The organism is Myroides sp. NP-2 (assembly GCF_014145665.1).
Lineage (GTDB): Bacteria > Bacteroidota > Bacteroidia > Flavobacteriales > Flavobacteriaceae > Flavobacterium.
Window position 1 is genome coordinate 46,108 of the sequence record NZ_JACHTD010000004.1, and the last position, 24,118, is coordinate 70,225.

The window sequence follows — 24,118 nt, forward strand, 5'->3', positions numbered from 1 at the left end:
TCAATAGGAGGAATACAACTGTAAAAACGTTCAAAAGAGCAGGTGGTAGCCTTAAAGAATAGTCATGACAAAATAAAAACTAATCATTTACTAATTTTGAAGTTATGTTTTTTATATAAAATACAGAAAAAATCTTTTTTATTATTTATATTGTAAGGAAGACCTATTTGTTTGAGGAACTAGAGTAGTGCGCTCTAGAAAAAAAAGAGTAAATTTGGTAAAAATAAAAGTACGTCTAATCATAGCTTATTATGAATCTATATAACCCCGTATTTCTAGTGATAGATGATCACCCGATGATTTTGACTAGTTATATTCGCCTATTGCGTGAAAATTTTTTAGAAAGTACTTTTTATGCTAGTGAAACGATTCCAAAAGCGATTGAGTATCTCGATGACTTACCTAGTATTGATGTATTAATCATAGATTATAATTTGTCGAAGAACTTTGATGTTCAACTGCGTATTTCCGATGGACAAAAATTGGCGCTATACGCAAAGGAAAAGTTTCCAAAAGCAAAAATTATCATGATAACAGGGCATGAAGAGGCCTTGTTAATCTATAGTATTCACAAAAAACTACGCCCAGATGCTTTACTGATGAAAGCCGATGTGACGGATGAGTTGTTGATTGAGACGATTCGTCAATGCATGATTGGGCAAGTATTTTACAGTATTGGAGTCAAAAATGTACTCAGTTTGTTGGCTAAGCGCCAATTGATGCAGCAAGAACAATACATAGAAATCCTGATGTTGCTAGACAAAGGATACAAGGTTCAAGAAATCTGTGAAATTGTCTTTAAGAGTCAAAGCACCGTCCAACGCATGCTCACTACCCTAAAAAAAGAGTTTGATGTAAACGACTTATCTGAGCTTTTAAAGCAAGTAAAACTCCAAGGATTCATTTAATTTTAAGAAATAAGGATTGATTCAGTTGAAAAATGAATGTTCAACTTTCATTTTTGTTAAAAGAAAGGGGGCAGGCTTTGAAAAATAAGGGCTTATGCCTACTTTAGCGCTTGATATTATCATACCAATATATTTGTGGTTTATGTGTTTGTACCATTGTTTTGCTGAATAGCATAAGATGTAATTCGCAAATAGGTAAAAATAAATATCTATTGATTAATTTAGGTAAATAGGGATTGGTTGTGGGGACACCTATCCCTATTTTGCTTTTGCAATGGTAACTTCCAATACCGTCCCTTTATTCGCACTTGAATGAATAGTTAGTACGCCATTAATTTGATTCACGCGAAATTGAATGTTTTTTAAACCAATGCCTTTTTTGCTTTCACTGACTTTAAATCCTATGCCATTGTCTTGAATTTTGATGTGATAGCTGGACATGGATTCTACAATGGAGATAATCGAGCGAGTGGCTTGGGCGTGTTTAATGATGTTTTGTATGGATTCTTGAACAATGCGATAGATATTCATTTTGGTTTTGTAATCAAAATTATTCCAGTCAAAATTACGAGCGATTAACAGGGTAAAGGACTGTGCAGTTGTTGTGTTTTTTTCTATTAAATTTTCTAGAATAGGAGTGAAGTTACCCATGGCAAGTGATTGATCTTGCAGGTTGTGGGAGATGCGTCTGATTTGTTGCTGTGCACCTTCAATTTCTGAGGCAATGAGTTGACGATTTTGCGGGGTACATTCGTTAGAAAGCATCAATCGGATGTTGAACAGTGTATTAATGATTCCGTCGTGTAATTCAGTACTGATACGCGTTCGCTCATCCAAAAGGGTAGTTTTGGCAATTTCTTCTTGTTGTAAGATCAGTTTGTAAATTAATTCGCGATCTTGTTGTTGCTGTTGTTCAAACAACAAACGTCTTTGAATCATTTTTTGTTTAAATAGAATGTAGATTAGAATGGACAACAACACTGCTAATAGAGAGAGAATGCTGAAGAGGGTTATGCGTTGAGATAAGAGTTCATTTCTCGCTTCTAATTGAGCAGTTTCGTATTCTATGCGGGCAAATTTTGTTCGATTTTCAATTTGTAACTTTTTCAGGCTATCGTTAATCTCATAGTAGCGCTGGGTGTATTCTTTGGCATTTTGCTGATCGTATAAGCTCAAATAGCGCAGATTGGTCAAAGCTGTATTGCGCGCTTTCACTTTTTCCGACGTTTTGAATCCTTTTTTCCAGTATTCAACCGCTTTCAAGGTATCTTTCTTGGCGAGATAAAGCTCGCCAAAACGACTGTAACTCGAAATGAGTCCTTGGGGCGTTTGTAAGCTTGTGCGCATGCGATAGGCGTCTTTTACTAGTTGCTCCGCTTCCGTAAGTCTGTCTGTCTTGATGTAAGTCAGGGCCAAGTTGTTGTATAACATCGCGTGCAACAGACTGTTTTGTAGGTCTTGTGTCAGTAGATTTAATCCATTCAATAACGCCTGTTCTGCCTCGGTGTAATTTTTAAGCCCGTTGTACAAATAGCCTATATTGTTGTAGATCGTAATCCTTTGAATCGTCACATTTTGTTTTGAATCATAATTGTTTAAAAGATCGAGCGCTTTTTTGTAGTATAAAACGGCCTCTTCACTTTGTGAGTTTTGGTCTAGAATACTGGCAATTGTAACATATGCTTCAAGTAGTAATTTAGTATCCTTGTAGGGTGCGATCTTTTGTATGGAAGCAAAAGCTTCTACCTCCGCTTGGTTAAATAAGCCTTCTTCAAATAAGATGATTGCCATGCTTTTTTGCATGATACCTACATGTAAGGTGTCTTGTTTTGCTTGGTAGAATTTTGCAGCATAAGAATAGGATACATAGGCACTATCCAATTTCACTATATCCTCATAATAGTCGCCTAAATAAAAATAGGCCTTGGCTATATCATGCGTGTCTTTGGCTTTTTGTGCAAGGGATAGTAAGTTTTGACTGGTTTTAAAGTACAATTCGTTTGCCTTTATGTTATAGGCAACACCAGCAAAGTGAAACAAGAGTTCTCGATGCGCTTTGGAGTTAAAATCATCCTCCAAGGTGAGTAGGATGGAATCCAGTTGTATTATTTTATCCCGCTGATTGCGATCAGACTCCTCAATGTGATTGAGGTAATTTGATAAATCATTGTGTTTTTGTTTGTTGGCTTCTTTGGAGCAAGAGGCAAAACAGAAAACAATGAGTAGTAGCGGTAGTAAATAATTTACTTTCATACGAGTTTCTTAAGAGAAACAAAGGAAGTTAAAAAAGAATTAATCCCCAATTTTATCGGTGAAAATTGAGGATTAAACTGTTTATCTGATTTATTTTTTCTTGTCTTTTATTTGACCTACATCTCCGTTTTCTAACGTTTTTGAGGCACTGTTTATTACTTTAATATCTGTTTTAACTGTGTCTACTGCTACTTCAATTGAAGCGTTTTCACTGTTGGAGTTTGTCTTGTTTATTGTTACATTAAGGCTTTCTTTGCCACTTCCATTTCCTTCAGATGGCATGTTGTCTGTAGAACATGAAGCTAACAAAAGCAAAGCAAATGCTGAAATCGAGGTAAGGATAATTTTTCTCATATGGATTCTGTTTTTAAAAAAATAGTAATTTATCGTTATTTTTAATAAAATGAAATATTTTAAACTTATATTTAAGGTTTGTAAAAGATAAAAAAATGTTTTTTATACTAAAATAGTTCGATTGCTTAACAAACATATTTATATTTTTATTTGTACTTGTACAGAAAAACTGTATACTATGTTAAAAAAAACAAACAATTTTGAGTTTTACTGTCTTAGTTATCGATGATCACCAAATGATTGTAGACTGGTATCTTCAAATTTTACAGCAACAATTTGCTGAGGCTACGCTATTGAGTGCTACTTCTGTCCAAGAGGGTGTGGCACAAATTGACCATTGTGTACAATTAGATTTAATTATTGTGGACTATAACTTGGGAAAAGGTGAAGAGGTAGAAGAAATTAAAGATGGTGTCGATTTTGTTGCTCTAGCAAAAAAACGATTTCCCCAAGTGAGTGTGGTTTTCATTACCGGGCATGAAGGGGTTTTGGTACTCTATGACATACACAAAAAGATTGTACCACAAGCGCTGTTGCTCAAAATAGATGTAAACGAGGAAATCTTGAGAAGCGCAATTAAAAAAGTTTTAGAAGGAGAGCGTTTTTACAGCGTTCACGCCACTGAAGCACTGAGAGAAATCTACAAGAGAGAGGCGTTGTTGCAGGAGCAAAATATTCAAATCTTGCTATTGCTCGACAAGGGGTTTCGCATTAAAGAAATTAGCGAAACGCTGTGTTTAAGTGATAGTGCCGTCAACAAGCGAATTGCGGGTCTGAAACAAACTTTTGACGTCTTGGATAACGGAGGATTAATCCGAAAAGTTAAAGAAGAAGGTTTTATCTAATAGCAATCTTTTGCGATAAATATTTATCATAGGATAAAAAAAATAGATTTTATAATTATACTTTCGCAAAAAAAATAAAATGAACTGGATTGTATTAATTATCGGAGGTTTTTTTGAAGTTGGTTTTACGTATTGCTTGGGAAAAGCCAATGAAACAAAAGGAACGGAGTCAATTTGGTGGTATGCAGGTTTTCTCTTTGCCCTATGTATGAGTATGGCTTTGTTAATCAAGGCTACACAAACGTTACCTTTGGGAACTGCCTATGCGGTATGGACCGGAATTGGCGCAGTGGGAACTGTGCTTGTTGGAATTTTTGTATTTAAAGATCCCTCTACCTTTTGGCGCTTGTTTTTTATTGCTACTCTGATTGGTTCAATTATCGGTTTGAAAGTGGTCTCTGCTACTTAGTAAAAAGCTAGTTTTTAAGTCACTTTTGCAATTTATTCCAAATAACTCTTTATATTTGGATTAGAATAAAATGGTATATCATTAAAAATTGTGAAAAAATGAGAAAAATTAAATTTTTAACTGTAGGCGTATTGGTTTTGGCGTTAGCGGCGTGTAACGAAAAAAAAACAACGGAAAAAGCGCTTGAATCAACGGACAAACCTGCAGTTGAAACAGCAGTTACGACAAAAGCAAATTTATTTGGTAGTTGGGAGTTAATTGCCATTCATACGCAAGAAACAGCTGACAAAAAATTGGAGGAACTATTTCCAGGTAAAAAACCGATGTTGAGTTTTGAAGGAAATCTTATGGTTCACGGCAATGACGGATGTAATGCATTGACAGGAACGTATGAAGTAAAGGAGAACAACGGTATTTCCATTGGTGATAAATTAGGCGCAACGCGTATGTTCTGTGAAGGTGTAGCAGATGCTGCATTTACAAAAGGCTTGACGGAAGTGACAAACTATGAAATTACTGAGAGTGCATTGCTCTTTAAAAATGGAGATAAAGTTGTGATGGAGTTTAAACAAATCCATCCTGATATCGAACAAGAAGTAAAGTAAGATAATAATAGAAAAAAAAGCGACGTTTTATAAACGTCGCTTTTTTTTATGTTTATTTGTGATAGCCAAAGAGTTGATTTTCTTTGATCATCGTTGCAATTCCCGGAGGCAATTTGTTCTCCCATCCTGCTTCGTTACACTGAAGCGAGCGCAAGACATCACGAGAGAATATGTCCAGATTTTTTAATTCGTAATTGGTAATATCAACAATTTGGTTGTTTTTCTTAAAGAATTTGTATAGTTCTTTGATGTGTAAATCCACTTTTAGATTGGTTGAGTCGATAATATTGCCCGTTTCATCTTTCATTGGGTAGAGGTATATTCTCATTTGATTGCGGAATAATTTTCCCAAGGCTTCTAAAATACCACCGGTCAGGTTGGCGTAATACTTTTCTTCAAAAATATTGAGCAGGCTACTAACTCCCATTGAAAGGGCGATTTTTTCCGAGGTGTATTTAGAGAAATAAGCTGTTAGCTTGTAGTATTCTTGAAAGTTGGAGATCATTACGGTTTGTCCTAGGGAACAGAGTAAATCTGCACGGTGAAGGAAGTCGTTTTCATCCAAATTACCTTCCATTAAAAGGTTAGAAAGGGTAATTTCAAAAATCACGGTAGTATCTTGTCTCTGTAGTTGATTTTCTTTTACAAAAGAATCTAAGGCTTTTTGGTACATATTCATATTGACCAGGGTAACTGGTCGGAAGCTACCGCGAAGGGCTAGAATATTTTTGCGATACAATTCGTTTGCCGCTAATCTACTTTGTCCGTCAGGTCCAAACATAACTGCTTCTGTCATACCATTTTTTACCAAGAGCAGGCTCATCAAGCGGTTGTCGATATGTGAAAATAAATGTCCTGTTAAGCTAATGCTGTCAATTTCGATCTGATCGCGATCCAAGTGATCGTACAAACAGCTGATTAATTTCTTGGGATCATGGTGTTGGTAATACGCCCCATAGATGAGGTTTACCCCCAAAATTCCCAAGGTTTCTTGTTGTAGTTTAGAATCAGTTTCTTTGAATTGAATGTGAAGGATTATTTTGCTATACGCTTCATTTGGAGCGGTTTGAAATATAATTCCAACCCAACCATGTCCTTTATTCTTTTTGGCATAGTCAATCGTAGCTACTGTATTGGCGTAGCTGAAAAACGTTTTAGTTGGATTTGCAGCACGGGGAATTCGATCTTCGATTTTCTTGGTTTCATAATCCAACATTTTATTCAGTCGGCTTTCTGTAACATATCGTCCATCGTCTTCTACACTATAAATGGCATCGCTAAAGGATTTGTCGTAGGCAGACATCGCTTTGGCAACTGTTCGCGACGAGCCACCCGCTCGAAAGAAATGACGCACGGTCTCTTGACCAGCACCGATCTCAGCAAATGTTCCATAAATATCGTGATTGAGGTTTATACGGAGTGCCTTATCCGAAATAGCAGGTTGATGTTCAATGATTCGATCCCCTTCTAATACTAGATCTTCTGCAAAATGTTCCATTTATTGGCTTTTGTAACAAAGTAACAAATTATGTACAACAAAAAAAAAGATAAAGTGTACTTTTGTATAAAAAGGAATAGGTTTTGGAAATACGATTTTTAGGAACAGGTACTTCTCAAGGAGTTCCAGTGATAGCAATAGATCACCCCATTGGCAAGAGTTTGGATAAACGCGATTACCGTTTGCGAACATCCGCATTGATTACCTGGGATGACTTGACCATATTGATCGATTGTGGTCCAGATTTTAGACAGCAAATGCTACAAGCAGATTGCAACTATCTCGATGCAATTTTGTTTACCCATGAGCACGCAGATCACATTGCGGGACTAGATGAAATACGCCCGTTGACCTTTTTGTATGGTCCTATGCCTATTTACGCTTCCGCCCGGGTCCTTACGGCCCTAGAAAAGCGTTATGACTATATTTTTACCACAGAAAATCGATATCCTGGAGCACCTAGTGTTGCATCTCATACCATCGAAGAAGATCAAACCTTTTATATTAAAGGAAAACCCATCGTACCCTTGTCCATTCAACATGGCGATTTGCCAATTTTTGGTTTCCGCTTGGGCGATCTAGTCTATATCACCGATGCCAAATACATAGCCGATACAGAAATTGAGAAAATAAAAGGTTGTTCGGTTCTGGTTGTTAATGCTTTGCGCATTAAAGAACATCCTACCCATTTTAACTTAGAGGAAGCCCTAGCTTTTATTGAAAAAATCAATCCTTGTCATGCTTATCTCATCCATATCTCACAAGATTTAGGTTTTTGCGAGGAAGTGGAAAAGATATTGCCAAAAAATGTATCTTTGGCTTACGATGAACAACAAATAAAACTACCATAAATCATGAGACATAAAGTCTTTTTTTATCTTTTTGTATTCTCAGTTTTAGTCATTGCCCTTTTGTACAATACAAACCGCAACATGATGAAATCAGAAGAGAAGAAAATCGAAATAGCCCATAAGCGTATAGCCATTGTTCGAGATTCTTTAAAGCTGGCATCTAAAGAGTTAAATGATGCGAAGTATTTTTCATTGGAGTATAACGACGATGCACAAGAGTATTTCAATTACAAAACACTAGATCAAGATGTGGATAAAATCCGCGAGGAAATTTTAGCGCTAAATCATCTTGATACGGGAAATCCCCTCGTGCCATATGGCGCAATGGATGGACAGAAATGTATTATTAATAAAGTACAGTTTATTAATCACCGTTGGATTATAGCCGATTTTTATTCTGGAGGATTGCACGGAGAGGTGTTGATTAAGTACTTTTACAATCCTGAAAAACCAACTGAATTTTCAACCATTGAAACGGTTTTGTATTCAACACATTAAAAGGCTTTAAGGATGAGAAAAAGTGGACTAGTAGTAGGGATACTCTTATCAGTTAGTTTAGTTTCCTGTGATTTTATACTCAAAGATAGAAAAAGCAATGAAACACAAGATAAGTCTATCGTTACAGATGGCGGTAAAACTGTTGTCGGTGAAGAAGATGGCTTTGGTTGTGCTTATACTGCGGGTTATCGATACAGCTATTTATCAGAAGATTGTATTCGCGTGTTTGAAGTTGGATTTCGATTAAACCCAATTGATGATGATGCAAACGCTGGGAGTGATCTGGAAAATGATTTGGAAAACAATGAAGTAAGCTGTTTTGTGCTCTTCGCTAAGGATGGCAAAGAAGCAGAAATATTTTTACCCCAAAAAGAGAAAAGCATTGTGTTGACAAGTGACCGAACGAAAACCATTTACTTGAACGAGGGATGGAGCTTGAACGTAGAGAACGGCATGGTGTTGAAATATAAAGATCAAATCAAGTTTACTGCTGCTAAAACCATTGATTTACAGCTGATTCATTCAGATCAGGTTATTGAAGGGGTGGAAGAAGGAGACCTTTTTTAATAGGAGAGGAGTGCAAGAACTTAACAAGATAAGAAGACGGAAGCAAACAACTAGTTTGACTTCCGTTTTTTATTTGTTTTCTGTTGTTAGCCAGCTGTTTACATTAGTTGCTAGGTGTTGGATGTCATTTAAAAACGCCGCGGTGTGATACCCATCTGCGATTGCGTGATTGACATACACGGACAGGGGAATCAAGACGCGTTCTTGCTCTTGATAATATTTACCAAAGCGAATGATGGGCTTCAAGAAATCGGTATCGTCTGAGGTATCCTGACTGATGCTCTCGAAACTGATCCAAGGGACACAAGAAATTGGTACAAAATTAGCTGGTAGCCCCGATTTTACCTTGATTCCCTTTACGTTTTTATACTGTTCGATATCTTGGGTGATCGCCCGATGAAAGGACGGAAAATCACCGTAATAGTCACTCCATAAATCGGAGAAGGTTTTATCATCATCGTGAAAGAGTGTAAATTGAGGAGACAAAAAATTCCAAACCCCTAATTGTCCTTGGTGAATGCAGGTGCGAAGCGCTTCGCTATTGTTCAGGGCACGCATGATTACATAGAGGAAAGTGGGAAAGAATTTATACCCTTTCGCCTTATAGGTAGCCAGCAGGACCGTAATATCAATTTTGATACTAATGGTGTACTTTGTTTTGAGTTGTGTACGATAGTAATCGTAATAGGGGGTTCTACTCCAGGTTTCTCTGTCAATTGGAGTAAACGCGGGTAAAATTGGTTTCATTTACTTGGTGTAAAACGGTTGATCTTCGTTGTAAAAATAGTCGCTAAAATTGCCCTTAGGTTCTAAGCGAATAATGTCGATATAGTCTTCTTTTTTCAGGTGAGGTTTACATAAATTTGAGATAACATCAGCAATTTCTTTAAATCCAGCAGCATCTTTTACTTCGCAATCAATGGCAAAGATATAATGCGGTTTTTGATCAATGCGTTCATTAAAGGTCCAGCCAATATAAGCAGAAGCAATTGCGGGAATAGAGGCGAAGGTTATCTTTAGGTCTTGAAGTAAGGCCGTGGGTTCTATTTCTGGTTTTCCAATAAGGGCTTGCATGTGTAGGTGTGCCACATCGTCCTTCATAAAGTTAAAGATAGAGCCATTCAACATGTCAGCTATTTCATTTGGCACTAGTTCTTTGTAAACTTTTGAAAAGGGATTGACGATGATGTGATGTCCCATAGCGAGTTCTAAAAAGGCTCTGCCGTTGACTTTCATATAGTTCATTTCATCCTGAATAGCCCCTTGGTCGTAAATGTGTTTGGGGGCTGTAAAAACGGGGATGTGTTGATTCTCAAAGGTGATAATAGGCGCATTGGCATTGAAACTATTGGCTTGGTTGTACTCCTTTTTTACCAAAACATAGATGTCGTTTTTTAAGAATTTTTCGTAGAAAACAGCGCGATATTCTTTGTCTGTTCCTGCTTTTTCTATGATGTCTGCCAGGGGCAAGTTTTTGTTTAGCGCTTTTTGTTTGGGTTGAGTCATGGTCACTATTTTATCTTTGCTCTTCAAACTTACGATTAATTCTACTGTATTTATCTAAAATAATCTTAAAGATTACAGTTGTTTTTAATAAAGAAGAAAGAAAAAGAAAAAGGCAAAAGAAGGTGATTTTTAAATTTATAATTTGTTTTTGAGAATATCTTGCTTTCTTCTATCTTTGGAGCACTATGAAGCCAACAGTAAAAATTATAGAATGTCCGCGCGATGCTATGCAGGGCATTAAAATGTTTATACCAACAGAAAAAAAAGTACAATACTTACAAGCGTTATTGCGTGTAGGATTTGATACCATTGATTTCGGAAGTTTTGTGTCTGCAAAGGCGATTCCTCAAATGATTGATACGGCTGATGTTTTGGCACAGCTCGATTTGAGTAAAACCCAAAGCAAATTGTTAGCGATTATTGCTAATACCCGTGGGGCAGAAGAGGCGTCCGTACACAAAGAAATTCAGTATTTGGGATTCCCATTTTCTATCTCTGAGAATTTCCAAATGCGAAATACGCATAAAACGATTGCGGAGTCTATAGTAACGCTGCAAGAGATTCTAAATATAGCTACAAAGACCAATAAAGAAGTAGTGGCCTATTTGTCTATGGGCTTTGGAAATCCCTATGGAGATCCGTGGAATGTGGATATCGTTGGCGAGTGGACGGAGCGTTTAGCAACTATGGGGGTGAAAATCCTTTCTTTATCCGATACGGTAGGAAGTTCAACACCAGAGGTAATTGATTATCTGTACAGCAATTTGATTCCTGCTTATCCTGAGATCGAATTTGGAGCGCACTTACACACCACACCAGATTTGTGGTTTGAAAAGATTGACGCAGCTTATAAAGCAGGCTGTTTGCGTTATGACGGAGCAATTAAAGGCTATGGCGGATGTCCAATGGCAAAAGATGATTTAACTGGAAATATGCCAACAGAAAAAATGTTAAGCTATTTTACTGCTAATAAGATAGATACGAATTTAAGTGCGATGTCTTTTGAGAGTGCCTATAACGAAGCGTTAAAAGTTTTTAATTTTTACCACTAGGATTTTTTTACCTGAATAAAAAAAACTAAATTTGCGTGCAATTCAACTACAATTGCACATGAAAGCACACACAACAAAAATCATCGGTCAAGGATTAACTTACGATGATGTTCTTTTAGTTCCAAATTATTCGGAAGTTTTACCACGGGAGGTAAGTTTAAAAACAAATTTTTCAAGAAATATTACGCTAAATGTTCCAATTGTATCTGCGGCGATGGATACAGTAACAGAAAGTGAAATGGCTATTGCTATTGCTCGTGAAGGAGGAATAGGAGTAATCCATAAAAATATGACAATTGAAGAGCAAGCCAAAGAAGTTCGCAAAGTAAAAAGAGCGGAATCAGGGATGATTATTGATCCTGTAACCCTGCCTTTAACAGCAACGGTTGGAGATGCTAAGAAAGCCATGGCTGAATACAGTATTGGAGGTATTCCAGTAGTGGATGAGCACGGCGTTTTAAAAGGGATTATTACCAATAGAGATATGCGTTTTGAAAAAGAAAATGCAAAGCCTATTACGGAGGTAATGACCAAAGAAAACTTAGTCACTGCAGCAGAAGGAACAACCTTAGAGCAAGCAGAAGGAATTCTTCAAGAGAATAAAATTGAGAAATTACCAGTGGTGAATGCTGAGTATAAATTAGTCGGACTAATTACATTTAGAGATATCACTAAATTAACCCTAAAACCCAATGCGAATAAAGATCAATTTGGTCGTTTACGCGTTGCTGCGGCTTTAGGTGTTACACACGATACCGTTGAGCGCGCAACCGCTTTAGTGAAAGCAGGAGTAGACGCCTTAATTATCGACACGGCTCACGGACACTCACAAGGAGTAGTAGGCGCATTAAAATCAGTAAAACAAGCATTTCCAGAAATCGACGTAATAGTAGGTAATATCGCTACACCAGAAGCTGCTTTATATTTAGTAGAAGCAGGTGCTGATGCAGTGAAGGTGGGAATTGGTCCTGGATCAATTTGTACAACTCGCGTTGTGGCAGGTGTTGGTTTTCCTCAGTTTTCGGCTATTATGGAAGTAGCTGCTGCTTTAAAAGGAACAGGTGTTCCTGTTATTGGTGATGGAGGATTGCGCTATACAGGTGATATTCCTAAAGCAATCGGTGCAGGTGCTGATTGTGTGATGTTAGGATCTATGTTAGCAGGAACTAAAGAATCACCAGGTGAGACAATTATCTTTGAAGGTAGAAAATTCAAAGCATACCGCGGAATGGGTTCTGTTGCTGCTATGAAACAAGGTTCTAAAGATCGCTATTTCCAAGATGTTGAGGATGACGTGAAAAAATTGGTTCCAGAAGGAATTGAAGGTCGCGTTCCTTACAAAGGGGAATTAAACGAAAGTATGTTACAATTTATTGGTGGTTTACGCGCTGGTATGGGATACTGTGGAGCTAAAGATATTCCAACTCTACAAGAAGTGGCTCGTTTCGTACAGCTGACAGCTTCTGGTATTGGGGAAAGTCATCCACATAATATCACTATCACAAAATCAGCTCCAAACTATACTAGATAAAACAAACGAATTTTAATTTTAAAAAGCTATAACCTTATAGTTATGGCTTTTTTGTGTGCAATATAAAAAACGCCTCCTCAATAGGGAGGCGTTTTTGGTTTACAATTTACTCTCTGCCGTCAACCAAATTCTATTTTTCGTTTTCTTTCATCAGTTTTTCTAGCATTTCTTGTTGTTGCTTCATGCTAGCTTGCATTGACTGTATCATGTCTAGTAGTGGATCGGGTGTAATATCCAAGGAATCATCTACGGTATCGTTGAAATTGGGCTGTAAAAAATCGGGTATATCCGCAGCGAAGGGCGAGGCATATTGTTGTAAATCAGAAGTGATTTCTAAATACTTACTGCCGTCTGCTTTCTCGTGAATAACAACTGAAAAAGGACGAATTCCCTCTGAATTATATTCACTTTTCTTTTGGGAAGAACCTTTGTCATTATTAAATTCTGTGGTTATTTTAATGATTTCATTCTTGTTATTTCGCTTCACATTTGAAAAGCGTAGGTTGGCTACTTTCTCAGCATTGATCTCTTTTGCAATAGCCTCTAGGTCTGCTGCAGTTGTCTCTTTTGAAATTTCGTAAGACAAAGTTTTATTTTTTATCGTAACTTGTTCTTTTCCTTGTGCAAACGCAGGTAGGGAAGCAAAAGATAAACTAATACCCAGTAAAATTATGGAAATTGAAGATTTCCATGTGGTCTTGGTTAAACTAATATGGTTCATATGCTTAATTCTTTTGGTTAATTATTAAGATCTATTTGAGCTAAATTAGAAAATTTAAGCTTAATGATTTTTAAAAATATATTGTTCACTTGTTAAAATATATCGAAAATTATGGTACAACATCGTCATGAGACTACAATCATCAAAAATGGTACTACGCATTCTATTCTAGCAGATGCTTATTGGGAAGAGGAAAGAGGTAAAAGGCCTTTAGTTATCTTTTGTCACGGGTATAAAGGATTTAAAGATTGGGGGGCTTGGGATTTGATGATGCAAACGATAGCCAAAGCTGGATATGTAGCTGTAAAGTTCAATTTTTCTCACAATGGAACATCTTTAGATCAACCGATGGAATTTGTTGACTTAGAGGCATTTGGCAAAAACACCTATACACAAGAACAAAACGATTTAGCGGCAGTGATCGACTTTTATCAGGTTCAGCCTTATGTAGAGGAGACTCAAATCTTTTTGATTGGACATAGTAGAGGAGGAGGGGCAGTATTGTTGCAAACCTATTATAACGATAAGGTTACAGGAGCTATTTCCTTGGCGGGCGTGGCTGATTTTAAGAAGCGATTTCCACAGCGTGACAACTTTGAGTTATGGCAAAAAGAAGGAGTATTTTATAGTATGAATGGCAGAACCAAGCAGCAAATGCCTCATTATCTAACGTTTTGGGAAGACTTTGAAGCGAACGAACAGGCATTAACCATTCAGTATGCCGCACAAAATCTGCGAAAACCCGTATTGATTGTCAATGGAACGGCTGATCAAGCGGTAGGTGTCAAAGAAGCCGAATTACTACACTTGTGGATGAAAGAGTCTACGTTATACGTCGTTGAAGGGGCTGATCACGTTTTTGGGGCAAAACACCCGTATGAACAAGCAGAGTTGCCCGTACATTTAAAGCTAGTGGTCGATGAAATCCTTGGCTTTTTAAAGGAAAATACAAAGGCTAAGCCTAACGTATAGCCTAGGCGAAAACGCAGTATACAAGAGACATAGCACTAAGTATATCCGTCTTATGTTTGCTTTACCTTGGGATTATTGTCCACCTAATCCCCGTTGGCATGTGCTCACAACAGGGAAATTTCTTCCATTGAAATGAGTTTGTTTTGTACGGCATATACAATGAGTCCCACTACGTTCTTGGCTCCTGTTTTTTGGAATAGACTGTTTTTGTAGCCTTCCACTGTTTTGAGCGATAGAAATAAGTGATCTGCAATTTCTTTTCCTGTTTTTTGTTGAGCAATGAGGTGGAGTACTTCGAGTTCTCTATCGCTTAGAGCGAGTTTTAAATCTGGGGTAATGCTTGTGTTTTTGATGGTCATTTGTTCCCTTAAAAGCGAAAATTGTGCGGGTAACAGATAGAATCCTTTGGTCTTTACTTCGCTTATTACCTCAAGAAGTACGGCTGGTTTTGTATTTTTAGGTAAAAAGGCAGCAAATCCCGTTTTGACAATAAAGCTAATCAGGCTGTCATTGTAATGGGAAGACAAAAGAATAACTGGTGTATCAATTCCTGCCTGTCGCAATTGTTTTAAGAGTTCGAGTCCATCTACTTCTCCGATGCGAAAGTCGAGAATGTATATATCAGGATATGCCGTTGTGCTTGCTATGTGTTCTAGAAATTCTGTGCCTGAATTAAAGGTTGCTACAACTTCAATAGACGGGTCTTGTTGTAAGAAATTGGCGAGTAAATCCGTGATGAGTACTTCATCATCAACGAGAATGATTTGAGTTTTCATACCATTTGTTTTAGAGGGATTAACAATATAAAAGAGGTTCCTTTTTGGGGTTTTAATTTGTATTTATGTACTGCCTTTAATAAGGTTGTGCGCAGTTGAATATTTTGCATGCCCAAACCTTTATTCAGTTCTTGTTTGGAACATCCTTTCCCATTATCGCGTATTCCAAAGACTACAGCCTTTGAAGTGAGGCGCAACTGCACGTCAATTTCACTCGCTTGGGCGTGCTTGTGTATATTGTTCATCAATTCTTGTGCGATGCGAAGCATATGGGTTTTTTGTTCTGTTGAGAGTTCAATTATCGCCTGTGTATCAATGCGTAAACGAATGTTGTAAAAAGTATTCCACTGTTGAAATAAATCTTTGATGAGGTGCTCGATGGTTGCAAATTCCAAAAGGGGTGGATTCAAATCATGGGATATACGCCTTGTTATCGAAATTGCTTCCTGTATGTGATCCACCATTTTAGGGTCTTCTTGTTTGGTTTGCGATTGCAAGAATAAGATATTTAGCGAATTAATAACCGAATCGTGTAAATCACTGCCAATGCGTTGCCTTTCTTTTTCCTGTATAGCCAAGGATGACAGCTGTAGTTTTTTGTGGTGGTCTTGGTTTAATGCTTGGATTTGGTGCTGGGTTTCGATGTGTTTTTTGTGATTTAGTTTTAAAAGTATGATAAATGCTATGCTAATGATTAGCACAAGTAGTAAGCCAAGAATCAACCAAATTAGGACAATATGTTCGCTTTGCGCGTTATTCTGCATATGACTATCGTTGTTAATAGGTAAAAAAGTAGTGTAAGGATACTATTCAGAAACCAGAATAGCAGTATATATTCGCGGTTTCCAGTTATTAATAGGTGGAGAGGCAGGTAATACAAGCACTCAAAGATAAAATAGACGAGTACAACAGCATTAAAAAGGAAAAAAGAGGTATTATAGGATTGCCATTTATTTTTAACTAGGTAATAGGCGTAGTGCAAGGTAAGTAAAAATAAAGACAGGGCTGTCACACTCCTCGTGTAGGAATTGAGTTGTTGCAAATCGTGAAATTGTATTGTACTAAGCTCATATGACAGGAGGATCAACGAGGGAATAACAGTATAGAGGAATATTTTTTTTTGGGTATGCGTATAGTAAATATAGGAAAACCATCCCAATTCTAATACGCCAAAAATCGGAATTAATAGGAGGTTGTTTCCCAGTTTTTTGCCCAAAAATTCACCTAGAAAAACAAAGGATAAGCAGGTGATAAGGTATCCTATAAAGGCTACTTTATACCGAGATAAAGGCATTTTGATTGAGGCGTAAAAAATTAATAGCACTAAGGTTAAGGGGATTGTATAGGTGACAAATGTAAATATAGTCATGGCTATTTAATTTTCCATATTTTTAGTTGCTGCAATAAGCCAAATTTCTGCTGTGTTAGTGTACTATCGAAAGGAGGGATAGGTTTACATGTGTCTAAATAACTACTGCTTTTCCCCATAGACGTCAATACTAGATCCACCTGATCGTTGTGAATGGCTAAGTTGATTTTTAGTGGACTATTACCTTTAAAATCATCATTGGGAATCCAAAAAACTTGAACGAAGCTAGCGTTGTCTATTACTTTGTTTCGAACTTCTTGATCCTCCCATTTTGAGATGCGTATTTCAGCATCACTTTTTTCAATAGGACCTTTACTAGCATTCTCTTTTATGCCAATACTGCTGTACAAGGCTGTAGGTATTATTGATGGGTCTTGAAAGGAAGTAGATACATCCACGGAGCTTGGTATAAAATGAAGGTATAAACGTTCATTGTAATAGCCAAAATAAGCGTGTATATTGTCGGTTAACAAGTCGCCCCTCAAATAGTGAAAGACATTAAAATCCTTTTCAGCTACTACCTTAATAGCAGTTCTATCCATTGAAAAATTGGCCCAGTTTGCTATACTTTGGTAAACCCAATGTTGTTCTTTTGTCGCAATACGTTGATTCATGTTTTAGCGTAGTATACCAGTTTATGTGAAAGGGATTTTAGTTTCTAATCCATCAAATTTAAGAAAAATTTATGTTTTATTATCTTTTTTGTATAAAAAAACAAATTATAGAAATGGATTTATAGTTGGAATTGTTGTAATTTTATAAATATAGGGCATTAGTAGCTGATTTATTTGTTTTACTATAATTTGAATGGTATTCCTTGTTTTTTCTTAAAAATGTGAAGAGAAAAACCTTTGAATTTAAAAAACAGGGTTTACCCTGGTGTTTTTTCGCAATTTGTGAATTATTTTTGAAATCAGAAATATGCTTCATAGGAGGTTTGTCCCTGTAGCATTTCAATTTTACGAGTTTAAGGATTATAACAATACTAAAGCTCCCCTGGTTTTATCAGCTGTGGTCTAGGTAGTAAAATGGAGCAAAAAGGTCTTTTTTTTGAGGATGATGAACCGCGGAGCTTTAAAAAATCTATATTTCAAATTCCCCACAACAATTTTAATATCTTGAGAGAAGAGCGCTTAGAATTTCTAAAGCGCTTTTTTCGTTTTGAATAAATAGTGCTGATAGCGGGATTAATTACTAGTTTCCCTTTCCTTGGGCGATGACCTATTTTGGCGGTAAAGAGGAACTGTAAGGCGAAGAGTAGAAGATTAGAAGGAAGTTGAATGGACGGTGCTATCCTATAAAGTACCTATATCTGTAGCCTATACTTTTTGCTGATTAAAAAAATTAAGATATGTTCTAGTAAAAATAGTTAACTTTAACAGAAACAACACAGTATGAGATTTGCGTTTACTTCACTTTTACTTTTACTTTTTGGATGTATAGCTACGACGGGTTATAGTCAGGAGAATCTCGTTATAAATCCTAGTTTTGAATTGGTGCATTCCCCTAATTTATTGTGTAATTTTTATCAGACCAATACATCCTTTAATCAAGCGATATTAAATTGGACGGCTCCTACAACTGGGACCTCTGATATATACCACATGAGTTTGAATAGGCAATGTGTGCTACATCCCATGAGTACGTCTGCCTTCAATTTAGGAAATCGCGCGCCAAGGACGGGTGATAGTATGGTGGGGATGTTGCTGTATTCACCCAATGACAAAAGAGAATATATCCAAGGCGAATTGCTTGAACCACTGCAAGCAGGGCATAAGTACAGCATACAATTTTATGTTTCCTTAGCGCAAAAAAGTAGATGGGCTTGTTCAAATTTTGGAATTAAATTTTTTGACGAGGTCTTTTTTCAACAATCCAATGATGTCATTGATCTAGTGCCAGATGCGAATTACCCTCATCTAATCACACAGCGATTTGGCTGGGTATTGGTTGAATTAACCTATACCCCCCAAACCACGGGGGCTCGATATTTTATCATCGGAAACTTTTATGACGATGAACACACTGTATTGGAAGAAGATCCAACAATTGAAAATGAGTCGATTAGAGCGTATTACTATATAGATGACATTGCTATTGTGGGTAAAACGCCAACGTTTGATGCGGTTGATCCTCTTTGTCAAGGAGCTGTTGTTGTTTTGCCAGAGCAGTCTAATGAAGGGTATACAGGTAGTTGGTCTCCACAACCTAATAACCAACAAACTACAACGTATACCTTTACACCCGATGATCCCACAGCGGTGTCGACTACCTTGACTATTGCGATTGTCGCACCTTATATCGAACCTCAATTTCATATAGAAACCTCCCACTGCGAGGGAACCACTCTCGTATTACCCACAACGGATGAAAATGGATATAAGGGGGTTTGGTCTCCTGCTTTTGACCCTACAAAAACGACAACCTATACCTTTACGCCCGATGAGGGTTTTTGCGTCTTGCCCAAAGTGATTCAGATCGAAATAATCCCTAAGATTGAACCTAAATTTGATCTTCCCTCTTTTATTTGCTCAGGAGAATGGCTTGACGAATTGCCTGTGGTTTCTACAAATGGAGTAGAGGGAAGTTGGACCCCAAACTTAAATTCCTTTCAAACGACTACCTATACTTTTACACCCTTGCGAGGGTATTGTGCACAGGCTGTTTCTGTGACAATTGAGGTTAAACACCCCAAAATACCTCAATTGGACTACTTCTGTTTTAAGGATAATTTGATTGTAGAAAGCAATGCTGATGAGTTGTCTACTGCTTCGTCATTTCAATGGTCGATCAATCATGTGGAAGTAGCAGAACATACGGCCCAATTAAGTCTTTCAGCTTACCGTCATCTATTGGGTGAGGACCAAAATGTCATAGGCTTAACAACGGTAGACGAAAATGGATGTAGGGCTAGTGCTACCCTTGAATTATACGGCGCAAAGAATTTGTGCTTTATTCCAAAAGGAATTTCTCCCCAAGGCGATCAGTTAAACGATGTTTTTGATTTGGAAAGTTTCGGTGGAGTATCCCTTCAAATTTTCAATCGCAATGGTCAACGAGTGTACCATCAAAAACACTATACTAAACAGTGGAAAGGACAATCTGATGGGGGTAAATTACTGCCATCTGCAACCTATTTTTACCACATAGAAACAGCAAAAAAAGAAGTGTTTACTGGATGGGTATACTTGATGCGCGAATAGAAATTGTGTTTTTCAAGGAGAATGTCTTGGGAAAGGAAATCGGTATTTTTTCCAGAAAAGACAGCCACTAGAAGGTGATTAATCGATGAATTTCCATTATCTTTCCTTCTCAAATAACCCCTCAACGATTTAGTATGCAAGTAGCGATTATAGGTGGCGGAATAGGTGGATTAACTTTGGCCATAGCACTTAAAAAAGCGGGAATTTCCTTTGTAGTATATGAGGCAACAGCAGCGATTAAACCTGTTGGTGCGGGAATTGCTATTGCCAATAATGCGATGCAAGTGTTTCGTCACTTGGGCGTTGATCAAGCCTTGACGGATAGAGGAATGCGTATATCTACGGTGCTGTTAACCGATATGGAGTTAGGTGTACTCGATCAAACGCATTTGACTGCTTTTGAGCAAAAGTATCAATTGGCTAATATAGCCATACATCGCAGTGCCTTGCACCAGGTATTGGTCGAGGCTGTTGGAGAGGAACACATTCAACTAAACAAGCGCTTACAAGGGATCACCATTGAGGATAGCGGAATGTACCACTTGGAATTTGAAGATCAGACGAGTGCTACGCATGAATATGTTATTGGGGCGGATGGATTGCGATCACGGGTAAGACAACTGTTATTTGCGCCCTCTACCTTGCGCAATGCAAAGCAAGTATGTTGGCGTGGTGTATTGCCGTATACCTTACCTGCAACTTATGCCAATGCAGCAGTAGAAAGCTGGGGTAAAGGCAAGCGTTTAGGGTTTGTGCAATTGACAGAACAACAGGTATATTGGTATTTTTTGGTCGATGAAGATCGCTATAAACCACATACAACTGTAGAAGAATATATAGAAGATTGTCCCTTGTGGATCCAAGCCATGATTCAACAAACAGATCCAATGGCTATACACTGCGATCGAATTTACGACCTTAAACCGTTCTCCAACTGGTACCACAACAAAGCTTGTCTACTTGGAGATGCCGCTCACGCTACCACGCCTAACCTTGGGCAAGGGGCTTGTCAAGCAATTGAAGATGTGTATGTCATCAGTAAATTACTAGAACGCCATTCCTTGGAGGAAGCCCTACAGCAATTTCCTCCAATCCGACGTTCAAAAGCCCATGCGATTGTACGAGACAGTTGGACACTCGGGCAAATCGCCCAGTTTCGCCATCCTTTGTTCGTGTTCATGCGCAATGCTACTTTTCGCTTGTTGCCCTCTTTTATCAAAAAGCAACAAATTAAAAAAATGTTTGAATTGAATGAAGTGGCAATCGCCAATCCAAAACCTAAAACGGTCGATTAACTACCTCCACAGTTCGAATATACGCTCCACATCCTCTTTGAATAGTGAAGTGTCGTAAGCTATTTTTTTCTTTTGCAGCTTGATTGCTAATTGATCGATAATCTCAAGGAAATCTTCCCGTAAGATTTGTTTTTGTTCCTGTACTGTCTTGAATCCAAATTCTTTTGTAAAATACCGAGTAACCAAGAGTCTAAGTTCGTGCTCTTTGGTCGATAGGTTGCTTATCTTCAACCGAGGACGAATGCTATAAAGGGGTAAATTGTCTTGTGCATTTTTTAACTCTTCGGGAACATCTTCTTCTTCGTGGTAGTATTCATGGCGAACGGTATGATGTTGATCGTCGTGATTGCTGAAATACAGGTTTATTCCAATATAAGAAAATCCATGGCCATAGCGTTCGGGTTGTGTTTCTTGAATTAAAAGTGTCTTGAGTGTATCTAGTTGATCAATAAGAGGTTGTAGCGATTTTTGATAATTTCCTGAGCGCGAATAACGAATAGGTGCTTTGGGAAGTTTATTTCGCTGTGAGGCAAGTTTTGTCGCGCTATAGGCAGTTAGATCCACGTCTTTTCCATCTAATACATAGCTGTCATTTTGTTTGCGCCACGATTGAGAGGTACCTTCTTTTGCTTCAAAGTTTTTATTTTGTAGTACCGTATAGAAAGCGCCGTTGATCCATTTAGATGCGAGCGCTTCTTGAGGTTCTTCCTCTCCCCACCCCGTTAGAGATAAGCTTTCACAAATGCGAACCAGCTGGTTCCACTCTTCGATATTTTTATACTGAAGTAGGCGTGCATACGCTTCAAGTAAAGTAGGACGTAAAGCGTGAGCTGTTTTTTGCGCTATAAATTGCTTTAGTTCTTCTAGTGTTTCGAGTTGGTAGATTTCTTCCATTTTTGCTTTTTGTGTATAAAAGTAAGCATTATAAAGGAGTTTACAGTTGATAAAAAAAGTGTAGGAGGAAGTAGATCAGGTGCGGATGAGGTTATCTTATCAACAGACAAAGGGCAAATGAAAAGCCATGCTTCTACCTTACATTTTATCTTAGACTGTGTTTCTGCTCAGCACGATATTACTTCCTACCTCAGTCTTTTAAAAAGAGATGGACGCCTGACGCTCGTCGGTGCACCAGAACATCCGCTTCCTGTTTCGGTGTTTAGCTTAATTTTCAAGTTAGGTAGTATTATAAGCTGGATTATAGTTGAATTTCATAAATATTGTTTAAAATTATATTGTGCACAATATAATTAGTTACCTTTGATTTTTATATAAAGTGAGACCTTATGAATACGTCCTTATCCCTTGAAAACCAAGTTTGTTTTCCCATTTATGCCTTAGCGAAAGAAATTGTACAACACTATCGTCCATTTTTGGATGCTTTGGGGATTACGTATCCACAGTATTTGGTGTTGATGGTATTGTGGAAAGAGCGGGAACAAACGGTGGGGCAGTTGGGTGATCGCGTATTTTTGGACAGCGGTACGCTCACGCCATTGTTGAAGCGCATGGAACAAAAGGGGATGGTAGAACGCAGGCGAAATCCTGCGGATGAACGCGTGGTCAACATCTCTTTAACGCCCAAGGGACTTGCCTTAGAGGAGCAGGCTAGCGATATTCCTCAAAAGTTAATGGAATCCATGCAGGTCACGGAAGAAGAGGTAGTAGCTTTAAAAAACAGTATAATGAAAATTTTAAATAAACAAAAATAAGAGCCATGTCATTAATTGAAAATTTGAAATGGAGACATGCTGTAAAGGCATATGACTCCACAAAAAAAGTAAGTGAAGAGCACGTTGATAAGATTGTTGAAGCAGCGCGATTAGCGCCAACCTCTTCGGGGCTTCAGCCTTTTAAACTACTGATCATTCGCGATCAGGGGATCAAAGAGCAATTGGCAAAAGGGGCGTTAAATCCGGAGTGTATGCGCAACTGTTCTCACGTTCTTGTCTTTGCTGCTTGGGATCAATATACTGCAGAGCGAATTGATACTGTTTACGATTTTACCACGGATGAACGCGGCTTACCTAGAGGAAGATTTGCAAGCTATACCGATCAATTAAAGCAAATTTACCTCAATCAACCAAGCGAAGTCAACTTTGCACACACTGCACGTCAGACGTATATTGCCTTGGGGTTAGCGTTGGCACAAGCGGCGGAATTACGCGTAGATTCTACTCCTGCAGAAGGATTTAGCAATGAAGTAGTCGATCGTGTTTTAGGGCTAGAAAAACTTGGATTAAAAAGCGTTTCTCTTATGTATATCGGCTATGCGGATGAAGCGAATGATTGGATTGCTCCTATGAAAAAAGTAAGAGTTCCCAAATCGGAATTTGTCATAGAATTTTAACCATACACAAGTAGAAGTAACTCAAGACATCTTGTTGATAAAAGGAACAGGTTATAGTTTCGTATTTAGGGGAAAAGTAAAACGCAAGGAAGTTGTAAATCCTCTAATAGGGGCATAACCTGTTTTGTTACGAATTGAAAATCCATATCCGAAATCAATTTCCACTAGGGTTAATGCGGATATACCCACTTTTGGGGTGAGGGTATAAGGCGTTACTTCGGCTCTGGTAAACAAACCAATATAATCCATATTTTTATAGTATGTAGCTGCGATTTCGGGAATAACGGCAAATTGATGTTGTACCCAGGTGAAATTAGCTGTAGCATCTAGTTTTATAATAGCAGTCGAATTAAAATCTGTCGCATAAGAGATTCCCGCTTTTAGCATACTTCCCTTTTGATACTGGTAGCTGACTGTAGGGGCAATCAAGTAATTTTGGGCTTGAAGTTGAGCTATACTTCCTAGGAGCAGGAACCACATAACTAAGATCATTCTCATTGTCTATCTTTTTTATCTACTTCAAAACAAAACGATGGTGGCATTTTGACAGGAGCAGGA

Annotated in this window: 26 protein-coding genes; 15 read left to right on the forward strand and 11 right to left on the reverse strand. The window is 37.8% G+C overall.

The window, feature by feature from the left end:
- Positions 1-251 precede the first annotated feature (251 nt).
- Positions 252-908, forward strand: a complete 657-nt coding sequence (locus H4K35_RS05305) for a response regulator transcription factor (protein ID WP_182626348.1) — start codon at positions 252-254, stop codon at positions 906-908.
- Between the two features lie 258 nt (positions 909-1,166).
- On the opposite strand, the gene H4K35_RS05310 is transcribed toward H4K35_RS05305, so the two are convergent.
- Together H4K35_RS05310 and H4K35_RS05315 are read right to left on the reverse strand one after the other, a co-directional pair.
- Positions 1,167-3,161, reverse strand: coding sequence for a tetratricopeptide repeat-containing sensor histidine kinase (locus H4K35_RS05310; protein WP_182626349.1), 1,995 nt, complete (start codon positions 3,159-3,161; stop codon positions 1,167-1,169).
- Between the two features lie 90 nt (positions 3,162-3,251).
- Positions 3,252-3,515 carry a hypothetical protein gene (locus tag H4K35_RS05315; RefSeq protein WP_182626350.1) on the reverse strand — a complete coding sequence of 88 codons (264 nt, stop codon included), beginning with the start codon at positions 3,513-3,515 and terminating at the stop codon, positions 3,252-3,254.
- 200 nt (positions 3,516-3,715) lie between these two features.
- On the opposite strand from H4K35_RS05315, the gene H4K35_RS05320 reads away from it, so the two are divergent.
- The 3 genes from H4K35_RS05320 (at position 3,716) to H4K35_RS05330 (ending at position 5,374) form a co-directional block, all read left to right on the forward strand.
- Positions 3,716-4,360, forward strand: coding sequence for a response regulator (locus tag H4K35_RS05320; protein WP_182626351.1), 645 nt, complete (start codon positions 3,716-3,718; stop codon positions 4,358-4,360).
- 79 nt (positions 4,361-4,439) lie between these two features.
- Positions 4,440-4,769, forward strand: coding sequence for a multidrug efflux SMR transporter (locus H4K35_RS05325; protein ID WP_182626352.1), 330 nt, complete (start codon positions 4,440-4,442; stop codon positions 4,767-4,769).
- A gap of 98 nt (positions 4,770-4,867) precedes the next feature.
- The gene (locus tag H4K35_RS05330; RefSeq protein WP_182626353.1) at positions 4,868-5,374 is read left to right on the forward strand and encodes an META domain-containing protein; all 507 of its coding nucleotides are present in this window, start codon (positions 4,868-4,870) and stop codon (positions 5,372-5,374) included.
- 52 nt (positions 5,375-5,426) lie between these two features.
- Here H4K35_RS05330 and H4K35_RS05335 read toward each other — a convergent pair whose 3' ends face one another.
- The gene (locus H4K35_RS05335; protein WP_182626354.1) at positions 5,427-6,872 is read right to left on the reverse strand and encodes a TonB-dependent receptor; all 1,446 of its coding nucleotides are present in this window, start codon (positions 6,870-6,872) and stop codon (positions 5,427-5,429) included.
- A gap of 83 nt (positions 6,873-6,955) precedes the next feature.
- Here H4K35_RS05335 and H4K35_RS05340 point away from each other — a divergent pair, with 83 nt between their 5' ends.
- From H4K35_RS05340 to H4K35_RS05350, 3 genes are read left to right on the forward strand one after another with little or no spacing between them, the layout of a single operon-like run.
- Positions 6,956-7,723 (forward strand): MBL fold metallo-hydrolase, encoded by a 768-nt coding sequence (locus tag H4K35_RS05340; protein ID WP_182626355.1) that lies wholly within the window; start codon positions 6,956-6,958, stop codon positions 7,721-7,723.
- A 3-nt stretch (positions 7,724-7,726) separates the two neighbouring features.
- A complete protein-coding gene (locus H4K35_RS05345) occupies positions 7,727-8,221 on the forward strand; it encodes a hydrolase (RefSeq protein ID WP_182626356.1) in 495 nt (164 codons plus the stop codon).
- Positions 8,222-8,233: 12 nt separating this feature from the next.
- On the forward strand, positions 8,234-8,788 hold the full coding sequence (locus H4K35_RS05350) for a hypothetical protein (RefSeq protein ID WP_182626357.1): 555 nt from the start codon (positions 8,234-8,236) through the stop codon (positions 8,786-8,788).
- Positions 8,789-8,857: 69 nt separating this feature from the next.
- Here H4K35_RS05350 and H4K35_RS05355 read toward each other — a convergent pair whose 3' ends face one another.
- A complete protein-coding gene (locus H4K35_RS05355) occupies positions 8,858-9,535 on the reverse strand; it encodes a CatA-like O-acetyltransferase (protein WP_182626358.1) in 678 nt (225 codons plus the stop codon).
- Positions 9,536-10,294 carry an enhanced serine sensitivity protein SseB gene (locus H4K35_RS05360; protein ID WP_182626359.1) on the reverse strand — a complete coding sequence of 253 codons (759 nt, stop codon included), beginning with the start codon at positions 10,292-10,294 and terminating at the stop codon, positions 9,536-9,538.
- Between the two features lie 185 nt (positions 10,295-10,479).
- On the opposite strand from H4K35_RS05360, the gene H4K35_RS05365 reads away from it, so the two are divergent.
- Positions 10,480-11,346 (forward strand): hydroxymethylglutaryl-CoA lyase, encoded by an 867-nt coding sequence (locus H4K35_RS05365; protein WP_182626360.1) that lies wholly within the window; start codon positions 10,480-10,482, stop codon positions 11,344-11,346.
- Between the two features lie 58 nt (positions 11,347-11,404).
- Positions 11,405-12,877: an IMP dehydrogenase gene (gene guaB / locus H4K35_RS05370; protein ID WP_182626361.1), complete on the forward strand. Its 1,473-nt coding sequence runs from the start codon at positions 11,405-11,407 to the stop codon at positions 12,875-12,877.
- Positions 12,878-13,007: 130 nt separating this feature from the next.
- On the opposite strand, the gene H4K35_RS05375 is transcribed toward guaB, so the two are convergent.
- Positions 13,008-13,598, reverse strand: coding sequence for a hypothetical protein (locus tag H4K35_RS05375; protein WP_182626362.1), 591 nt, complete (start codon positions 13,596-13,598; stop codon positions 13,008-13,010).
- A 111-nt stretch (positions 13,599-13,709) separates the two neighbouring features.
- Between H4K35_RS05375 and H4K35_RS05380 the strand changes: the two genes are divergently transcribed.
- Positions 13,710-14,570, forward strand: a complete 861-nt coding sequence (locus tag H4K35_RS05380; protein ID WP_182626363.1) for a S9 family peptidase — start codon at positions 13,710-13,712, stop codon at positions 14,568-14,570.
- Positions 14,571-14,674: 104 nt separating this feature from the next.
- Here the strand turns inward: H4K35_RS05380 and H4K35_RS05385 are convergent, their stop codons facing one another.
- From H4K35_RS05385 to H4K35_RS05395, 3 genes are all read right to left on the reverse strand, one after another.
- The gene (locus tag H4K35_RS05385; protein ID WP_182626364.1) at positions 14,675-15,346 is read right to left on the reverse strand and encodes a response regulator transcription factor; all 672 of its coding nucleotides are present in this window, start codon (positions 15,344-15,346) and stop codon (positions 14,675-14,677) included.
- Positions 15,343-16,110 carry a sensor histidine kinase gene (locus H4K35_RS05390; RefSeq protein WP_182626365.1) on the reverse strand — a complete coding sequence of 256 codons (768 nt, stop codon included), beginning with the start codon at positions 16,108-16,110 and terminating at the stop codon, positions 15,343-15,345. The genes H4K35_RS05385 and H4K35_RS05390 overlap by 4 nt, the downstream gene beginning before the upstream one ends.
- 607 nt (positions 16,111-16,717) lie before the next feature.
- Positions 16,718-17,329, reverse strand: a complete 612-nt coding sequence (locus H4K35_RS05395) for a hypothetical protein (protein WP_182626366.1) — start codon at positions 17,327-17,329, stop codon at positions 16,718-16,720.
- A gap of 780 nt (positions 17,330-18,109) precedes the next feature.
- On the opposite strand from H4K35_RS05395, the gene H4K35_RS05400 reads away from it, so the two are divergent.
- Entirely contained in the window at positions 18,110-19,918 is a 1,809-nt protein-coding gene (locus tag H4K35_RS05400) for a gliding motility-associated C-terminal domain-containing protein (RefSeq protein ID WP_182626367.1), read from the forward strand.
- A 134-nt stretch (positions 19,919-20,052) separates the two neighbouring features.
- Complete coding sequence (locus H4K35_RS05405) at positions 20,053-21,213, forward strand: FAD-dependent monooxygenase (protein WP_182626368.1); 1,161 nt, start codon at positions 20,053-20,055, stop codon at positions 21,211-21,213.
- Here H4K35_RS05405 and H4K35_RS05410 read toward each other — a convergent pair whose 3' ends face one another.
- A complete protein-coding gene (locus H4K35_RS05410; protein WP_182626369.1) occupies positions 21,214-22,107 on the reverse strand; it encodes a hypothetical protein in 894 nt (297 codons plus the stop codon). It abuts the gene before it with no gap.
- 9 nt (positions 22,108-22,116) lie between these two features.
- Between H4K35_RS05410 and H4K35_RS05415 the strand changes: the two genes are divergently transcribed.
- From H4K35_RS05415 to H4K35_RS05425, 3 genes are read left to right on the forward strand one after another with little or no spacing between them, the layout of a single operon-like run.
- On the forward strand, positions 22,117-22,464 hold the full coding sequence (locus tag H4K35_RS05415; protein WP_255492371.1) for a zinc-binding dehydrogenase: 348 nt from the start codon (positions 22,117-22,119) through the stop codon (positions 22,462-22,464).
- A gap of 32 nt (positions 22,465-22,496) precedes the next feature.
- Complete coding sequence (locus H4K35_RS05420) at positions 22,497-22,922, forward strand: MarR family winged helix-turn-helix transcriptional regulator (protein WP_182626370.1); 426 nt, start codon at positions 22,497-22,499, stop codon at positions 22,920-22,922.
- Between the two features lie 5 nt (positions 22,923-22,927).
- Complete coding sequence (locus tag H4K35_RS05425) at positions 22,928-23,560, forward strand: nitroreductase family protein (protein ID WP_182626371.1); 633 nt, start codon at positions 22,928-22,930, stop codon at positions 23,558-23,560.
- A gap of 51 nt (positions 23,561-23,611) precedes the next feature.
- Here H4K35_RS05425 and H4K35_RS05430 read toward each other — a convergent pair whose 3' ends face one another.
- Entirely contained in the window at positions 23,612-24,058 is a 447-nt protein-coding gene (locus H4K35_RS05430; protein ID WP_182626372.1) for a hypothetical protein, read from the reverse strand.
- Positions 24,059-24,118: the final 60 nt, after the last annotated feature.